Origin of the sequence: Microbacterium sp. NPDC057944 (assembly GCF_042887445.1) — a bacterium.
In the GTDB taxonomy this organism is placed as follows: domain Bacteria; phylum Actinomycetota; class Actinomycetes; order Actinomycetales; family Microbacteriaceae; genus Microbacterium; species Microbacterium natoriense.
This window is the reverse complement of the sequence record NZ_JBHVPJ010000002.1, coordinates 1,067,766-1,082,205: the sequence shown is the minus strand read 5'-3', so window position 1 is coordinate 1,082,205 and position 14,440 is coordinate 1,067,766. Positions and strand designations below refer to the sequence as shown.

Genomic DNA, 14,440 nt, shown 5'->3' with positions numbered 1-14,440 from the left:
GTCAGCTCACCCGCATCGGCAGCGAGCGCCCGGCGAGTCCGCGTCCCTGCTCCGTGAGCGAGCGGGCGAGGTCGCGGATGGCGATGGCCGCGGCGTCCGCCGGATCGCCGATCACGACGGGGACGCCCTCGTCGCCGCCGACCCTCAGCGCAGGGCTGAGCGGGATGCTGGCGAGCAGCGGGACCTGGCCGTCGGTCGAGAGGGCATCGGCGACCGCAGCGCCTCCTCCGGAGCCGAACAGGTCGATCACGGAGCCGTCCGGCAGCGTGAACGCCGCCATGTTCTCGACGACGCCGATCACGCGCTGTCCGGTCTGGCGTGCGACGAGGCCGCTGCGGATGGCGACGTCGGATGCCGCCGCCTGCGGTGTGGTGACCACGAGGACCTCGGCGTGGGGCAGGATCTGCCCGATCGAGATCGCGATGTCGCCCGTACCGGGGGGCATGTCGATCAGCAGGATGTCGAGATCGCCGAAGAAGACGTCGGTGAGGAACTGCTGCACCGTGCGGTGCAGCATCGGTCCGCGCCAGGCGACCACGGCCTCTCCGTCGCGGAGGAACATGCCGATCGAGATCGTCTTCACCCCGTGCGCCACAGGGGGGAGCATGAGGTCGTCGATGCGGGTCGGCTGCGTGCCGGCGGGGATGCCGAGCAGCCCGGGGATCGAGAAGCCGTGCACATCGGCGTCGACCAGTCCGACGGCGAGCCCCTGCTCGGCGAGGGCCACGGCGAGGTTCGCGGTCATGGTGGACTTTCCCACCCCGCCCTTGCCGCTGGAGACGAGGATGACCCTGGTCAGGGAGTCGGGGCCGAACGGCATCTGCCTCGCGGGCCTGCCGTCGCGGAGCTTCTCGGTGAGGGCCTTGCGCTCCGCCGGTGTCATGACGCCCACCTCGACGTCGACCTCGTCGACGCCGGGGACGGATGCCGCGGCCGCCCGCACGTCCGACTCGATCCGCGCTGCGGCGGGGCAGCCCACGATCGTGAGCACGATGGCGACGTGCGCCCTCCTGCCGTCGAGCGAGATGTCGCGCACCATGTCGAGGTCGCCGATCGGGCGGCGGAGCTCGGGGTCGGTGACCGCCGAGACCGCCGAGCGGATCGCGTCGGCGGAGGTCATGACTTCTTGTCTGGGGCGTCTTCGAGCTCGGCGAGCAGCGCCTTCAGCTCCTGACGGAGCACGTCGCGCGTGACGGCCTGCGCGTTGCGCTCCTCGAGCGACATGCGCAGCGCGACGATCTCGCGGGCGAGGTACTCGGTGTCGGCGAGGTTGCGCTCGGCGCGCTGCCGGTCCTGCTCGATCTGCACGCGGTCCCGGTCGTCCTGTCGGTTCTGCGCGAGCAGGATGAGCGGAGCCGCGTAGGAGGCCTGCAGAGACAGCATCAGGGTCAGCGCGGTGAACCCGAGTGCGGCGTCGTCGAAGCGGACACTGTCGGGCATCAGAGTGTTCCAGCCGATCCAGAGCACGCAGAACAGGCTCAGGAGCAGCAGGAACGCGGGTGTGCCCATCGCCCGCGCGATCCATTCGGTGAAGCGGCCGAAGCGGTCGCGCGAGACGGGCTTCTGGCGAACCGCGCCGCGGCCGAGCGGGGCGTCGAGCCTGGCGTTGTTCTTCGCCATCAGCGCACCTCCTTCGCGGGCTGCTCGTCGTCGTCGTGCGTGCGCCAGTCGTCGGGCAGCAGGTAGTCGAGCACGTCGTCGACGCTGATCGCTCCGACGAGGCGGTGGGCGGCGTCGATGACCGGAAGCGACACGAGGTCGTAGCTGGCGAGCATCCTGGCCACCTCGGCGGCGGACGCCGTGACGGGGACGGGTTCGAGGCTGTCGTCGACGATCGCGCCGAGGCGCTCGTGCGGGGGATAGCGCAGCATGCGCTGGAAGTGCACGACGCCGAGCAGGCGCCCGGTGGGCGTCTCGAACGGCGGGAGGGTCACGAACACCGCGGCGGCGAGGGCGGGGTGCAGCTCGTGACGTCGGATCAGCGCGAGCGCTTCGGCGACCGTCGCGTCGGCCGAGAGGATGATCGGCTCGGGGGTCATCAGACCGCCCGCCGTGTCGGGGCCGTAGCGCAGCAGCATCCTGACGTCCTCGGCCTCCTCCGGCTCCATCAGGGCCAGCAGGTGCTCCAGACGCTCGGGCGGGAGCTGAGCGAGGAGGTCGGCCGCGTCGTCGGGCTCCATCTCGTCGAGGACGTCGGCGGCGCGCTCGTCGCCCAGACGATCGAGGATGTCGACCTGATCGTCTTCGGGCATCTCCTCGAGGGCGTCGGCGAGGCGGTCGTCGGAGAGCTCCTCCGCCACCTCGATCAGACGCTGCTGAGGCAGGTCGAGCAGCGTCGAGGCGAGGTCGGCCGCGTGCAGCTCGGAGTACGAGGCGACCAGCTGCTCCGCCGACTGGGACTCGCCGGGTGCGCGTTCCTCCGACACCTCGCTCCAGGCGGCGAACGTGGTCGGCCCCTTCGCGAAGGGCGAGGCGCTGGTCTTCGGCCTGCGGAGGAACAGCTGGCTGATGGCCCACTCGCCGAGGCGGTTCGGTTCGATCGCGACGTCCTCGATCACGGCGGTGCCGCTGCCGTCGACGAGGCTGACGCGTCTGCCCAGCAGCTCGGCGAGCACGCGCACCTCGCCGGCGCGCGGGGAGAACCGGCGCACGTTGATGAGGCCGGTGCTGATGACCTGGCCGGCGCGGATCGAGGTGACGCGTCCGATCGAGAGGAACACCTGCCTGCGGCCGGGGATCTCCACCACGAGACCGATCACGCGCGGGGCGGCGGTACTTCGGTACACGATGACGACGTCACGGACTTTGCCGAGCCGGTCGCCCACGGGGTCGAAGACGGCGCAGCCTGCCAGGCGCGCGGCGAATACCCGTTGTGTGCTCACCCGTCCAGCGTAGTGCGCGCCTCCGTGTGAGCGGCCCCGGTTCGCCGCGCAGAGCCAGCGCCCAGAGGGGCATGGAACAATGGCCGGATGAGCATGTTGAACCGTCCGGCAGGCAGCAACGACACCGGCGAGGTCGTCGCCTCGGTGCGCGACTACGAGAGCGCGCAGAAGACGGTGTCGAAACTCATCGCCGAGGAGGTGCCGGCGCGCGACATCGCCATCATCGGCCAGAGCGTCCGCACCGTCGAGCGCATCACCGGCCGCCTCGGCTACGCCGCAGCCGCACGCTCGGGGGCGATCAACGGCGTGCTCATCGGACTCTTCCTCTCCGCGATCCTCGTGCTCGGCAACCCCGACGTGCCGATCCAGCTCTTCGTCGGCTTCGTCTTCATCGGCGTCGCACTCGGGATGCTGCTCAGTCTGGTGACCTATGCGATCGTCCGCCGCCGGCGCGACTTCGCGAGCGTCACCCAGTTCGCGGCCGACCACTACGAGGTCACCGTGCTGCCGGCATCCGTCGCCAAGGCGCGCAAGGTCCTCGGCGCCGTGCGTCAGACGACCGTCGCTCGACCCCCGGTGAACCTCGACGAGCCGCCCAGGTACGGCGAGCGGATCCCGGTCGCCGGTGCGGCCCCCGCGGCGTCCGCCGCGCCGGTGATCCCGCCGCGGCCCGCCGACCCGGTGCCGCAGGACGCGGCCCCCGCCGATGCCGCACCCGCCGCGGAGTCGGCAGCGGCCGCACCCGCGGATGAGTCCGTCGCGGCGCCGCAGAGCGAGGGTGATGCGTCCGAGGCTCCCGTGCAGCAGGACGGCGAGCAGGCCGAGCCGAAGCAGTGAGCGCGGCCTCGTGACGGTCGCGATCGAGGTCGAGCTGCCGACCGGGGCCACGACCGTGACGGCCGACTGGGATCAGGGCACGAACGGGGCGACGGTCGTCATCGCGCACGGTGCAGGCACGGGCAAGGACCATCCGTTCCTGACCGGTTTCGCCTCCGGGATGCACGAGCGGGGATTCTCCACGCTGCGCTTCAACTTCCCCTACGTCGAGCAGGGGCGGCGGATGCCCGGTCCTGCCGCTCATGCGATCGCGACCTGGAACGCGGTGGTCGCCTTCGCGCGATCGGCGGACCCCGAGGCGGCGATCTGGGCTGCGGGCAAGTCCTACGGCGGACGGATGGCGTCGATGGCGGTCGCGGAAGGGATGACGGTGGACGGTCTCGTCTACCTCGGGTACCCGCTGCACGCGCCGGGCAAGCCGGAGAAGCCGCGCGCGGAGCATCTGCCGGCTATCGCGGTTCCCCAGCTGTTCATCGAGGGGACGAACGATCCCTTCATCCAGCCGGTGTCGCAGTTCGACGAGGTGGTCGCGACCTGTCAGGACGCGCGCGTCGTCTGGATCGAGGGCGGCGGGCACACCTTCGAGATCAAGGGTCACCGGCGCGAGGCATCCGATATCGGGTCATCATTGGTCACATTCGTATCGGAGTTCGCGGGGCGCTGAGAGCATGGAGGCGTATGGGCACCTCACACGCTTACGACGCGATCGGCATCGACCAGCTCCGGCAGACCGGCAGCTTCAAGTGGTCGACCTATCCTGACGCCATCGGCGCGTTCATCGCCGAGATGGACTTCGGTGTCGCGCCCGCGATCAGCGACGCGCTGACCGGGTCGGTCGGGGCCCTCGTCGGGTATCCCACTCCCGCCCTCGTCGACGCGATGGCGGGCGCGTGCGCGCGCTTCCTCGACGATTCCTACGGCTGGAAGGTCCCCGCAGAGCGCATCCGCCCGGTCGGCGACGTGCTCATCGCGATGCGCGCCACGATCGATCACTTCACCGCGCCCGGGTCGAAGATCATCCTGCCGACCCCGGCGTACATGCCGTTCCTGAAGATCCCGCCGATGCACGACCGCGAGATCATCGAGGTCCCGCTGCTGGTTCAGGATGGCAGGTACGTGTTCGACCTCGACGGACTGGACAGGGCCTTCGCCGACGGCGGCGGGATGCTCATCCTGTGCAACCCGTACAACCCCGTGGGGCGCGTGTTCACGCGTGAGGAGCTGCTGGCGATCTCGGAGATCGTGGAGCGGCACGGCGGACGCGTGTTCTCCGACGAGATCCATGCCCCGCTGGTGTTCGCGCCGCACGTGCACATCCCGTACGCGAGCATCAGCGAGGCCGCCGCGAACCACACCATCACGTCGACGAGCGCGTCGAAGGCGTGGAACCTGCCCGGTCTGAAAGCCGCGCAGGTGGTCCTCAGCAACGACGCGGATGCCGCCGTCTGGGCCACACCCGTCGTGACGCGCAACGAACTGCTCGCGAGCAACCCCGGGATCATCGCGAACACCGCGGCCTACGACGACGGGCGGGAGTGGCTCGCCGACACGCACGCCTACCTCGACGGGAACCGTCGACTGCTGGGCGAGCTGCTCGCCGCACAGATCCCCGAGATCGGCTACACCCTTGCGGAGGGGAGCTACATCGCCTGGCTGGATGCGCGCGGTCTCGGCATCGACGGGTCGCCCGCCGACTTCTTCCGCGAGCACGCGGGGGTCGCGCTCACCGACGGCATCGCGTGCGGGGCGCCGGGTGACGGATTCCTACGATTCATCCTGGCCACGCCGCGCCCGATCATCGTGCAGGCCGTGGAGCAGATGGCCGCGGCGCTCGCCCGACGCGGGGCGCCGGTCAGCGTCTGACGGAGGTCAGGGATCTCCGGGGCCTGGTGACCGGGGCCTGGGGTGGGGTGCTGGCGCGGGTCGGGACGTCCGATTCCCGGCTGAACTGCGGCGCTTCGCCCCGGTTCCGGCAGATCCGTGCCGATCTCTCCGGATCTCGGGGTGTCTTCCGGATCTCGGAGGGGCTTCGCGGGGAGCTAGCATGCCTGAGGGGCGGAGCACCGATGATCAGGAGGCGGCGATGAGCGGACTGCATCACATCGAAGTCTGGGTCGACGACCTCGACGGAGCGATCTCCTCGTGGGGGTGGCTGCTCGAACGGCTCGGCTATGCCGTGACGGCGCAGTGGCCGGGGGGAGCCAGCTGGGGAGACGGCGGCGCCTACATCACCCTGACGACCTCACCGAACCTTGCGGATGCCGCGCACGACCGGCGCCGCTCGGGAGTGAACCACCTCGCCTTCCTCGGCGGGACGAGAGCGGAGGTGGATGCCGTCATGCGAGAGGCCCCTGGGCGCGGCTGGACCCCGCTCTACTCCGACCGCTACCCGCACGCGGGCGGTCCCGACCACTACGCCGGATGGATCGAGAACGCCGCGGGGTTCAAGGTCGAGATCGTCGCCGAGGCGCCCTGAGCATCCGGGCATCCTACCGTCCGAATGACCAGTCCCACCACCTCTGCGCTCGAGGGTCCTGTGCGCACGGCATCCGGTCGCCGACCCCATTCCGATATGCGGAAGACCGCCCGGGTTCCGGACAGATTCTCGCGAATCATCCGGAACCCGGGCGGTCTTCCGCGTGCGGTGCAGGTGCTCAGGCCTGGACGCGCGCGATCCATGCCTCGATCTCGTCGGCGGTGCGGGGGATGTCGGCGGAGAGGTTGACGGGTCCGTCCTCCGTCATGAGGATGTCGTCCTCGATGCGCGCGCCGATGCCGCGGTACTCGGCGGGCACCGTGAGATCGTCGATCTGGAAGTACAGGCCGGGCTCGATCGTGAAGACCATGCCCGGCGCCAGGATGCCGTCGTAGTACATCTCGCGGCGGGCCTGGGCGCAGTCGTGCACGTCGATGCCGAGGTGGTGCGAGGTGCCGTGGACCATGTAGCGGCGGTGCTGGCCACCGGCATCCGCGTCCAGCGCCTCTTCGGCGGTCACGGGGAGCAGGCCCCACTCGGCGGTGCGGGCGGCGATGACCTTCATGGCCGCGCCGTGCACCTCGCGGAACGGCACGCCGATCTGCGCGGCGGCGAAGGCGGCGTCGGCCGCCTCGCGCACCGTCTCATACACGCGGCGCTGCACCTCGCTGAAGGTTCCGGAGACGGGCAGCGTGCGGGTGATGTCCGCCGTGTAGAGGCTGTCGGCTTCGACTCCGGCGTCGACGAGGATCAGGTCTCCCGGCACGACGGCTCCGTCGTTGCGGGTCCAGTGCAGGTAGCAGGCGTGGGGTCCGGATGCGGCGATCGTGTCGTAGCCCTCGCCATTGCCGTCCTCGCGCGCACGGCGGTGGAAGACGCCCTCCACGACGCGCTCGCCGCGGGCGTGAGCGGTGGCCTGGGGGAGTGCACGGATGATGTCGTCGAAGCCGTTCGCCGTGATCTCGACCGCTCGGCGCATCTCGGCGATCTCGAACTCGTCCTTGATGAGGCGGAGCTCGGAGACGAAGCGGTCGAGCTCGTCGGAATCGCCGAGCGTGAGGTCGTCCGCTCCGGCGGCGAACGCGTCCAGGTGATCGGTCGCGATGCCGAGATCGGCGGCGACACCGGCGAGGGCCGGTCGGGGGCCGATCCAGAACTCGCCGATCGTGGCGTCGGCGTAGAACTCCGTCGTCGTGCGGTCGGCGCGCTCACGGAAGTACAGGGTGATGTCGTGGCCGGCATCCGTCGGCTCGAAGACGAGCACCGAGTCGGGCTCGGAGTCGGACGCCCACCCGGTGAGGTGCGCGAACGCGGAGTGCGCGCGGAACACGTAGTCCGTGTCGTTGCTGCGCTGCTTGAGGGATCCTGCGGGGATCACGAGGCGCTTCCCGGGGAACGCCGCGGACACGGCCGCACGGCGAGCGGCCGCGTACGGAGCTTGCGCCCGCGCGGTCGGCAACGATTCGGGGCGCTCGGCCCATCCGGTGGAGATAGTGTCGAGGAAGCCCTGCGGGAACGGCTGCTTGCGGTTCGTGGTGCTGTTCTCGACGACGGTCTCGGCGCTGGTCTCGGCGATCGTGTCGCGTTCTCCGGTGTTCATCCCTCAAGTCTGTCACTGCGCGGGCTGTTTCGTCGCGCCGCACGGGTCACCGGAAGGAGGCGCAGACGATTCGTCTCGTGGCCGAGGGCGCTCGGCTGTGCAGAGCGGCGATTCGTCTCGGCTCAGCCGGCGGGCTCGAGCTGCACGACGAGACCGCGATGATCGCTCCCTGCGGCGTCGCCGATGATCGACGATCCGGTGGGCGTCCAGTTCTGCGACGCCATGACGTGGTCGATGGGCGCGCTCAGCAGTTCGGGGAGCGAGCTGGGCCAGGTGCCGCTGAAGCCGTTGCCGGTGCGCGACGCGGCGTCCCGGCAGTAGCCCAGGTCTCCTCCGCCTGCGCCGAGGGATGCCATGTGGTCGATCGTGGCGTTGAAGTCGCCGGCGAGGATGACGTCGCCCTGCGGGCACTGATCGGCGATCCACTGCAGATCGCTGCGCCACTGGCCCATCTCCTCCCTGCGCGGAGCGACCGCATGCACGGCGACGATGGTCGGCCCTGTGCCGTCGATGGGCATGAGGACGACGCTCGGCACCTGTGCCGTGTTGCTGGTGCCGTCTGTCGACGACTCGATCACCGAGTACTCGCCCATGTCGGGGGAGACCAGGACCGTCGTCTGCCACGACTTCGGGCCGTCGACGACGTCGGGCTTGTACTGCACGTTGTGCACCCACATCGGATGCCCCTGCGCGCGCAGCATGATCGCGATCTGCTCTCCGACGGCCTCCGTGGTCTCGGGGAGGGCGACGACGTCGGCCCCGCTGTCGAGGATCTGCCGTGCGATCGTCTCCGCCGGGACGACCTCGCCCGCGGTGTTCCAGCTCAGGACCCGCACGCTCGACTCCGTCGCGGCGGGGAGGGTGTCGCCGCCGAAGCCCCGGCTCATGCCGATCGCTCCGGTCGCGCCGGCGCCCAGCAGCGCGACGATGAGGACGGACGCCGCGAATCCCCGCAGCGGCCGCGCGAACAGGAGCAGCAGCGAGAGCACGGCGATGAGCAGCAGCGCCCCGAGCACGACGCCGCGAGCGGCGACGATCTGCGCGAACGGGAAGGTCTGCTCGAGACGGAAGAACTGCGGCCACACGGCGATCGCCGTCGCGATCGCGAGCAGCACGGTGAACAGGATCCCCAGTAGTCGAAGCATCCCTCCCAGCCTATGAGCCGTGTCTGGGAAGTCCCTGCCGCGGCGCGAGCCTCGGGCCGTCGCGGCTCGGTACGCTCGGAGGATGGCCTCATCGTTCGCCGGTCCCGCCGACCTGCACCTCCACTCGAATCAGTCGGACGGCACGGAGGCGCCAGCGGAGGTCATGCGACAGGCCCACGCCCATGGCGTCCGGACCGCGGCCCTCACCGATCACGACCGCACGACCGGGTGGCAGGAGGCCGGCGACGCCGCCGTCGCGCTGGGAATGACCTTCATCCCGGGGATGGAGCTGTCGGCCAAGCACGAGTGGCGCAGCGTGCATGTCCTCGGCTACCTGTTCGACCCGGCGGATCCGGCCCTCCGCGCCGAGACCGATCGCATCCGCGACGACCGGATCGGCCGTGCGGAGAGGATCGTCCGCAGCATCGGCCGCGACTACGACCTGCACTGGGACGACGTGCTCGCGCAGACCACGGCGGACGCGACGGTGGGGCGGCCGCACATCGCCGACGCCCTGGTCGCCCGCGGCATCGTGCGGGACCGCACGGAGGCGTTCGACGGCATCCTGCACCCGCGGGAGGGCTATTACGAGCCGCACTACGCGCCGGACCCGCTCACCGCCGTGCGGCTCATCACGGAGGCGGGAGGGGTCGCGATCATCGCGCATCCCGTGACGTCCGGACGAGATCGGATGATGCCCGTTCCCTACATCGAGCGTCTGATCGGCGCGGGGCTCGGCGGCTTCGAGATCGATCATCGGGAGAACACGGCCGCAGGCAAAAGGATGCTGCACGAGATCGCCGCAGCTCATGACCTCATCGTGACCGGGTCGAGCGACTACCACGGCACCGGCAAGCCGAACCGGCCGGGGGAGAACACCACCTCCGACGAGATGGTGGCGCGGCTCATCGCCCGCGCAACGGGTACCACACCGCGCTACCCGTGAATCTGGGCGTCCTGTCGGGATTCTCCCGGCCGCTTGTCGAGCACGGCCCCTACTGTTCGACACATGCAACGGGCGACATCACTCGAGCAGCGCATCGACGCGGTCGCTCACCGCATCCTCCAGGGCGCCCCGATCGACGGCTTCCGTGCGGGGGTCGTCGAGTTCTCGGTGTTCGTGCTCAAGCAGGCGTGGGCATGCGTCTTCGGGGCGGCGCTCCTGCTGGCGATCGTCGCCGCACGGCTCTGGTACCCGGATGACGCGGCGCTCGCCAGGAACGACGCGCTGACCCTCACCGCGGTGGCGATCCAGATCGCCATGCTCGCGTTCCGTCTCGAAACGGGCCGCGAGCTCTGGGTGATCGTGCTGTTCCACCTGACCGGCACCGCGATGGAGCTCTTCAAGACGGACGTCGGGTCATGGGCGTATGCCGCGGACGGGATTCTTCGCATCGGCGGCGTTCCCCTCTTCAGCGGCTTCATGTACGCGGCGGTGGGGTCGTACATGGTGAGAGTGCACCGCCTGTTCGATCTGGGATTCACGCGTTACCCCCGCCGCTGGCTGACGACGGTCCTCGCCGTCGCGATCTACGCGAACTTCTTCACCCACCACTGGTTCTGGGATCTGCGCTGGGTGCTCGTCGTGTGCATCGTGCTGCTCTGGTCGCCGACGATCATGCATGCGCGCGTGTGGCGTCGCACACTGCGACTTCCCCTGATCGCCGTGTTCGCGGGCGTCTCCGCCTTCATCTACATCGCGGAGAACATCGGCACCTGGGCAGGCGCCTGGGCCTATCCCGATCAGGTCGAGTCCTGGCAACCGGTGTCGTTGAGCAAGCTCAGCTCATGGTTCCTGCTGATGATCATCTCGGTGGTGATGGTCACCTGGGTGTATCCCCCTGCGCCGCCGGCGGGGCCTGTGGAGAACGACGAAGGGGCGGATGCCGCAGCATCCGCCCCTTCTGAGATCGTTCAGGCGCCGGTGACCGGCGCTGCTCCGGTTCCACCGGAACCACCGCGGCGGCGACGGCGGCGACGAGCGGGTGCCGGCTTGCCGTCGTGATGCTCCTTGCCTGCGCCGTCGTGAGTTCCGGCGCCCTCGGCGCCGCGATCGGCGGCCTGACCGGAGTCGGACGCGGATGACGACGACTCCGTCGCGCCCTCGGCGAAGGTCGACCCGACGGCCGCGGAACCGCCGCGGCGACGACGGCGGCGGCGGGTGCCTCCTTCGTCGGTGCCCTCGGCCGCGGCATCCGCTGCGCGCTCGGGGCGCGGAGCCCGTGCCGGCTTCTCGGCCTTGGGGGCCGTCACCAGGCGGCCCTTGGTGCCGGCGGGGATGTCGAGGTCGCTGTAGAGGTGCGGGCTCGACGAGTACGTCTCGACGGGTTCCGGCTGACCGAACTCGAGCGCCCGGTTGATGAGGGCCCACTTGTGCAGGTCCTCCCAGTCGACGAAGGTGACCGCGATACCGGTCTTGCCCGCGCGACCGGTACGACCGGCGCGGTGCAGGTACGTCTTGTCCTCATCGGGGATCGTGTGGTTGATGACGTGGGTCACGTCGTCGACGTCGATGCCACGGGCGGCGACGTCGGTCGCGACGAGCACGTCCTTCTTCCCGGCCTTGAACGCCGCCATCGAGCGCTCGCGCTGATCCTGACCCATGTCGCCGTGCACGCCGCCGACGTTGAAGCCGCGGTCGCCCAGCTCGTCGACCAGACGCTGCGCCGCACGCTTGGTGCGGGTGAAGATCACGGTCTTGCCGCGGCCCTCGGCCTGGAGGATGCGGGCGATGACCTCGTCCTTGTCGAGCGAGTGCGCGCGGTAGACGAGGTGCTTGATGTTGGCCTGGGTGAGGCCCTCGTCGGGATCGGTGGCGCGGATGTGGATCGGGTTGTTCATGAACCGGCGCGCGAGAGCGACGATCGGCCCGGGCATGGTCGCCGAGAACAGCTGCGTGTGCCGCACCGCCGGGACCTTCTGGAAGATCTTCTCGATGTCGGCGAGGAAGCCGAGGTCGAGCATCTTGTCGGCCTCGTCGAGCACGACCTCGGTCGCGTTCGACAGGTCGAGGAGGCGCTGGCCCGCGAGGTCGATGAGTCGACCGGGGGTGCCGACCACGATCTGCGCGCCGGCCTTGAGCTGGTCGATCTGACCCTCGTAGGCCTTGCCGCCGTAGATGGCCACGACGCTGGTCGAGCGGTTGCTGGTGAGCAGATCGATGTCCTCGTACACCTGCACCGCGAGCTCGCGGGTGGGCACCACGATGAGCGCCTTGACGCCGTGCTCGGGGTTCTGGCCGAGTCGCTGGACGACGGGGATGCCGAAGCCGAAGGTCTTGCCCGTTCCGGTCTTCGCCTGTCCGATGATGTCCTGGCCGGGGAGGCCGAGCGGAATGGTCTGCTCCTGGATGGGGAACGCGTCGACGATGCCCTTTGCGGCGAGTGCGTCGACGATGTCCTGATCGATTCCTAGATCAGAGAAAGTTGTCACTGTGTTCAGATGCCTGTCCGGCGACATGGAGAGTCGCCTCGTCACGGATCCACGCCGTCTCTTGTGCCACAGGCGCGGGGCCCCGCTCCGACGGCGGGGACGGGACCAGCCTACCCGAGGCGTGCTCCGACCCTCGGGATGGCTTCTCCCCGAGTAGTGTGATCCCGTAGTCGATCGGTTGGGGAGCATCCGTGGTCAATTGGTTCTGGAATCGGAGCAGGGCTCCTCGTCGCACCCTCGCGCTGCGCAGCAGGGGCGATCAGGGCGGTGCGACGCGCGTCGACTTCGCCGAGCTCGCCCCCGAATTGAATCGCTTCCTCGGGCAGGCGGCCTACCTGCAGCTCGGCTACTTCGAGACGCTCACCCGTCTGATCCGCGCCACCCCCGAGCTCTCCGAGAAGGAGTCGCTGTCCCGCGCCGCGGGGGCGACCCTCACGAAGCATCGGGCGATCGTGGACCTCATCTTCGAACGCGGCGAGGATCCCACGCAGCTCATGCTCCCGTTCCGCGAGAACCTCGACGCGTTCCGTCGCAAGACGATCGGCGCCCGTCCTCGCGAGACCATGCTGGCCGTCTACATCACCGCGGGCATGCTGGACGACTTCTACCTCGCGCTGGCGTCGAGCTACGGAGACATCGGCGAGAAGGTGCGGACGATCCTCAGCGAGGACGACGCGCGCCACGAGATCGTCGCGATCATCCAGGAGACGATCGAGAGCGACGAGGAGTGGCGTTCGCTGCTGTCGATGTGGGCCAGACGACTCGTCGGGGACACGATCCTGGTCTGCCGCTCGGCGCTGCGCCCCGAGAGGCTCGCCGCCGCAGACGACGAGAGGATCGAGCCCGTCTACACGGAGCTCATGGGCGCGCACGCCCGCAGGATGGACGCGATGGGCCTCGCGTCCTGACGACGTCGTCGTCGTGCCGTCACCCCGTGGCGCGCTCCAGCCGACGGGTGAGCCGCCAGGCGATGACCATCGGGATCACCCCGATCACCCCGAACGACATGTCGATGAGCTGCCAGCCGAGCGGGATGCCCCGGATCCCGCCGGCGATGAGCGCGAGCGGGATGATGCCGGCGCAGGCGATCACGCCGAACTGGATGACCCAGACGTTGCGCACGGGGTCGATCAGCGGGCCGATGAAGACGACCGCGATGACGAAGTGCGCGAACGCCAGCCAATCGGTGCCGTACGACATGAACGGATAGCGGTCGCCGACGTCGACGAGCGCCTGCGACACCCGCTCGACCCAGGCGACGGCGTCGGGGAACCATGCGGCGACGGGGGAGTCGCGCAGTATGCCCGACGCGAGTCCGAGCTCCTCGCGCAGCGGGAACGCCGTGACGCCGCTGATGATCAGCCCCAGCATCATCACGACGATGCAGAGGCGGATCCGGAAGAGGGTCCGGCGTCTGTCCACCGGTTCAGATGCCGAGCGCGGCCCTGGCCTCGGCGTCCCGACCGGTGCGGACGCGGACGAGAACGATCGTCGCGAGGGCGGCGATCACCGCGGAGCCGAGAACGCTCGCCAGCCACAGCCAGATGCTGCCTTCGCCGACACCGGCCCACTGCAGACCCGTGTAGACCAGAGCGGCGACTGCGGTCGCGATCGCCGGGGTGACGGCGACGCCGCGCAGCTCACGTCCGCCGATCAGGTAGTGCGCGGCGATGCCGAGCACGCACGCGCCGATGAGTGCGAGGAGGATGTACATCGCGGGTCAGGCGACGAAGCCGACGCGGCGCGACTCTTCGGTGCCCAGCTCGATGTAGGCGAGGTTCGCGGTCGGGACGAGGTAGGAGTTGCCCTTCACGTCTGCGAAGTCGAGGTGCGTGGAGCTCTGCTCGAGGGCTGCGGTGACCTTGGCACGCACCTCGTCGGCGCTGGCGGAGGTCTCGAAGTTCAGTTCGCGGCCGGTGTTGACGATGCCGATGCGGATTTCCACGCGTGCTCCCTGTGGTTGATGCTGCTGACTGTGCCCAACTCTACCCCGGCGGCGGTCGCGGGGATCGGCGGGCGCCGCCGGTTTCGCCGTGAGCGCACGCGGGCGCCACCGCGGGCGAGAGGG

General features: G+C 69.8%; 16 protein-coding genes. 7 read left to right on the top strand and 9 right to left on the bottom strand.

What is annotated here, in order from left to right:
• Window position 1: 1 nt before the first annotated feature.
• Genes ACFVRO_RS14590 through ACFVRO_RS14580 form a run of 3 tightly spaced genes read right to left on the bottom strand, consistent with a single transcriptional unit; the run spans window position 2 to window position 2,882 of the window.
• Window positions 2-1,120: an Mrp/NBP35 family ATP-binding protein gene (locus ACFVRO_RS14590; protein ID WP_386953521.1), complete on the bottom strand. Its 1,119-nt coding sequence runs from the start codon at window positions 1,118-1,120 to the stop codon at window positions 2-4.
• On the bottom strand, window positions 1,117-1,620 hold the full coding sequence (locus tag ACFVRO_RS14585) for a DUF1003 domain-containing protein (RefSeq protein ID WP_386953519.1): 504 nt from the start codon (window positions 1,618-1,620) through the stop codon (window positions 1,117-1,119). Before ACFVRO_RS14585 ends, ACFVRO_RS14590 begins: the two co-directional genes overlap by 4 nt.
• A complete protein-coding gene (locus tag ACFVRO_RS14580; protein ID WP_386953516.1) occupies window positions 1,620-2,882 on the bottom strand; it encodes a magnesium transporter MgtE N-terminal domain-containing protein in 1,263 nt (420 codons plus the stop codon). Before ACFVRO_RS14580 ends, ACFVRO_RS14585 begins: the two co-directional genes overlap by 1 nt.
• Window positions 2,883-2,969: 87 nt before the next feature.
• Between ACFVRO_RS14580 and ACFVRO_RS14575 the strand changes: the two genes are divergently transcribed.
• The 4 genes from ACFVRO_RS14575 to ACFVRO_RS14560 all read left to right on the top strand — a co-directional run bounded on the left by ACFVRO_RS14575 (window position 2,970) and on the right by ACFVRO_RS14560 (window position 6,195).
• Window positions 2,970-3,719: a general stress protein gene (locus ACFVRO_RS14575; RefSeq protein ID WP_386953513.1), complete on the top strand. Its 750-nt coding sequence runs from the start codon at window positions 2,970-2,972 to the stop codon at window positions 3,717-3,719.
• A gap of 10 nt (window positions 3,720-3,729) precedes the next feature.
• Entirely contained in the window at window positions 3,730-4,383 is a 654-nt protein-coding gene (locus ACFVRO_RS14570; protein ID WP_386953511.1) for an alpha/beta family hydrolase, read from the top strand.
• Window positions 4,384-4,397: 14 nt separating this feature from the next.
• Window positions 4,398-5,582, top strand: a complete 1,185-nt coding sequence (locus tag ACFVRO_RS14565; protein WP_386953508.1) for a MalY/PatB family protein — start codon at window positions 4,398-4,400, stop codon at window positions 5,580-5,582.
• A 220-nt stretch (window positions 5,583-5,802) separates the two neighbouring features.
• Entirely contained in the window at window positions 5,803-6,195 is a 393-nt protein-coding gene (locus ACFVRO_RS14560; RefSeq protein ID WP_105672621.1) for a VOC family protein, read from the top strand.
• A 178-nt stretch (window positions 6,196-6,373) separates the two neighbouring features.
• Here the strand turns inward: ACFVRO_RS14560 and ACFVRO_RS14555 are convergent, their stop codons facing one another.
• Window positions 6,374-7,795: an aminopeptidase P family protein gene (locus ACFVRO_RS14555; RefSeq protein ID WP_386953505.1), complete on the bottom strand. Its 1,422-nt coding sequence runs from the start codon at window positions 7,793-7,795 to the stop codon at window positions 6,374-6,376.
• A gap of 122 nt (window positions 7,796-7,917) precedes the next feature.
• Window positions 7,918-8,940 carry an endonuclease/exonuclease/phosphatase family protein gene (locus tag ACFVRO_RS14550; protein WP_386953503.1) on the bottom strand — a complete coding sequence of 341 codons (1,023 nt, stop codon included), beginning with the start codon at window positions 8,938-8,940 and terminating at the stop codon, window positions 7,918-7,920.
• Between the two features lie 82 nt (window positions 8,941-9,022).
• Between ACFVRO_RS14550 and ACFVRO_RS14545 the strand changes: the two genes are divergently transcribed.
• Together ACFVRO_RS14545 and ACFVRO_RS14540 are read left to right on the top strand one after the other, a co-directional pair.
• A complete protein-coding gene (locus ACFVRO_RS14545; RefSeq protein WP_386953500.1) occupies window positions 9,023-9,886 on the top strand; it encodes a PHP domain-containing protein in 864 nt (287 codons plus the stop codon).
• 63 nt (window positions 9,887-9,949) lie between these two features.
• Window positions 9,950-10,945 carry a DUF817 domain-containing protein gene (locus ACFVRO_RS14540; protein WP_386953498.1) on the top strand — a complete coding sequence of 332 codons (996 nt, stop codon included), beginning with the start codon at window positions 9,950-9,952 and terminating at the stop codon, window positions 10,943-10,945.
• Here ACFVRO_RS14540 and ACFVRO_RS14535 read toward each other — a convergent pair.
• Window positions 10,855-12,372 carry a DEAD/DEAH box helicase gene (locus ACFVRO_RS14535; RefSeq protein WP_341939730.1) on the bottom strand — a complete coding sequence of 506 codons (1,518 nt, stop codon included), beginning with the start codon at window positions 12,370-12,372 and terminating at the stop codon, window positions 10,855-10,857. The two genes, ACFVRO_RS14540 and ACFVRO_RS14535, sit on opposite strands and share 91 nt — an antisense overlap.
• Window positions 12,373-12,563: 191 nt before the next feature.
• Here ACFVRO_RS14535 and ACFVRO_RS14530 point away from each other — a divergent pair, with 191 nt between their 5' ends.
• Complete coding sequence (locus tag ACFVRO_RS14530) at window positions 12,564-13,280, top strand: ferritin-like fold-containing protein (protein ID WP_386953496.1); 717 nt, start codon at window positions 12,564-12,566, stop codon at window positions 13,278-13,280.
• Between the two features lie 19 nt (window positions 13,281-13,299).
• On the opposite strand, the gene ACFVRO_RS14525 is transcribed toward ACFVRO_RS14530, so the two are convergent.
• Genes ACFVRO_RS14525 through ACFVRO_RS14515 form a run of 3 tightly spaced genes read right to left on the bottom strand, consistent with a single transcriptional unit; the run spans window position 13,300 to window position 14,317 of the window.
• The gene (locus tag ACFVRO_RS14525; protein ID WP_386953493.1) at window positions 13,300-13,794 is read right to left on the bottom strand and encodes a hypothetical protein; all 495 of its coding nucleotides are present in this window, start codon (window positions 13,792-13,794) and stop codon (window positions 13,300-13,302) included.
• A gap of 4 nt (window positions 13,795-13,798) precedes the next feature.
• A complete protein-coding gene (locus tag ACFVRO_RS14520) occupies window positions 13,799-14,086 on the bottom strand; it encodes a hypothetical protein (protein WP_105672517.1) in 288 nt (95 codons plus the stop codon).
• Window positions 14,087-14,092: 6 nt separating this feature from the next.
• Complete coding sequence (locus tag ACFVRO_RS14515) at window positions 14,093-14,317, bottom strand: DUF3107 domain-containing protein (protein WP_045259005.1); 225 nt, start codon at window positions 14,315-14,317, stop codon at window positions 14,093-14,095.
• Window positions 14,318-14,440 lie beyond the last annotated feature (123 nt).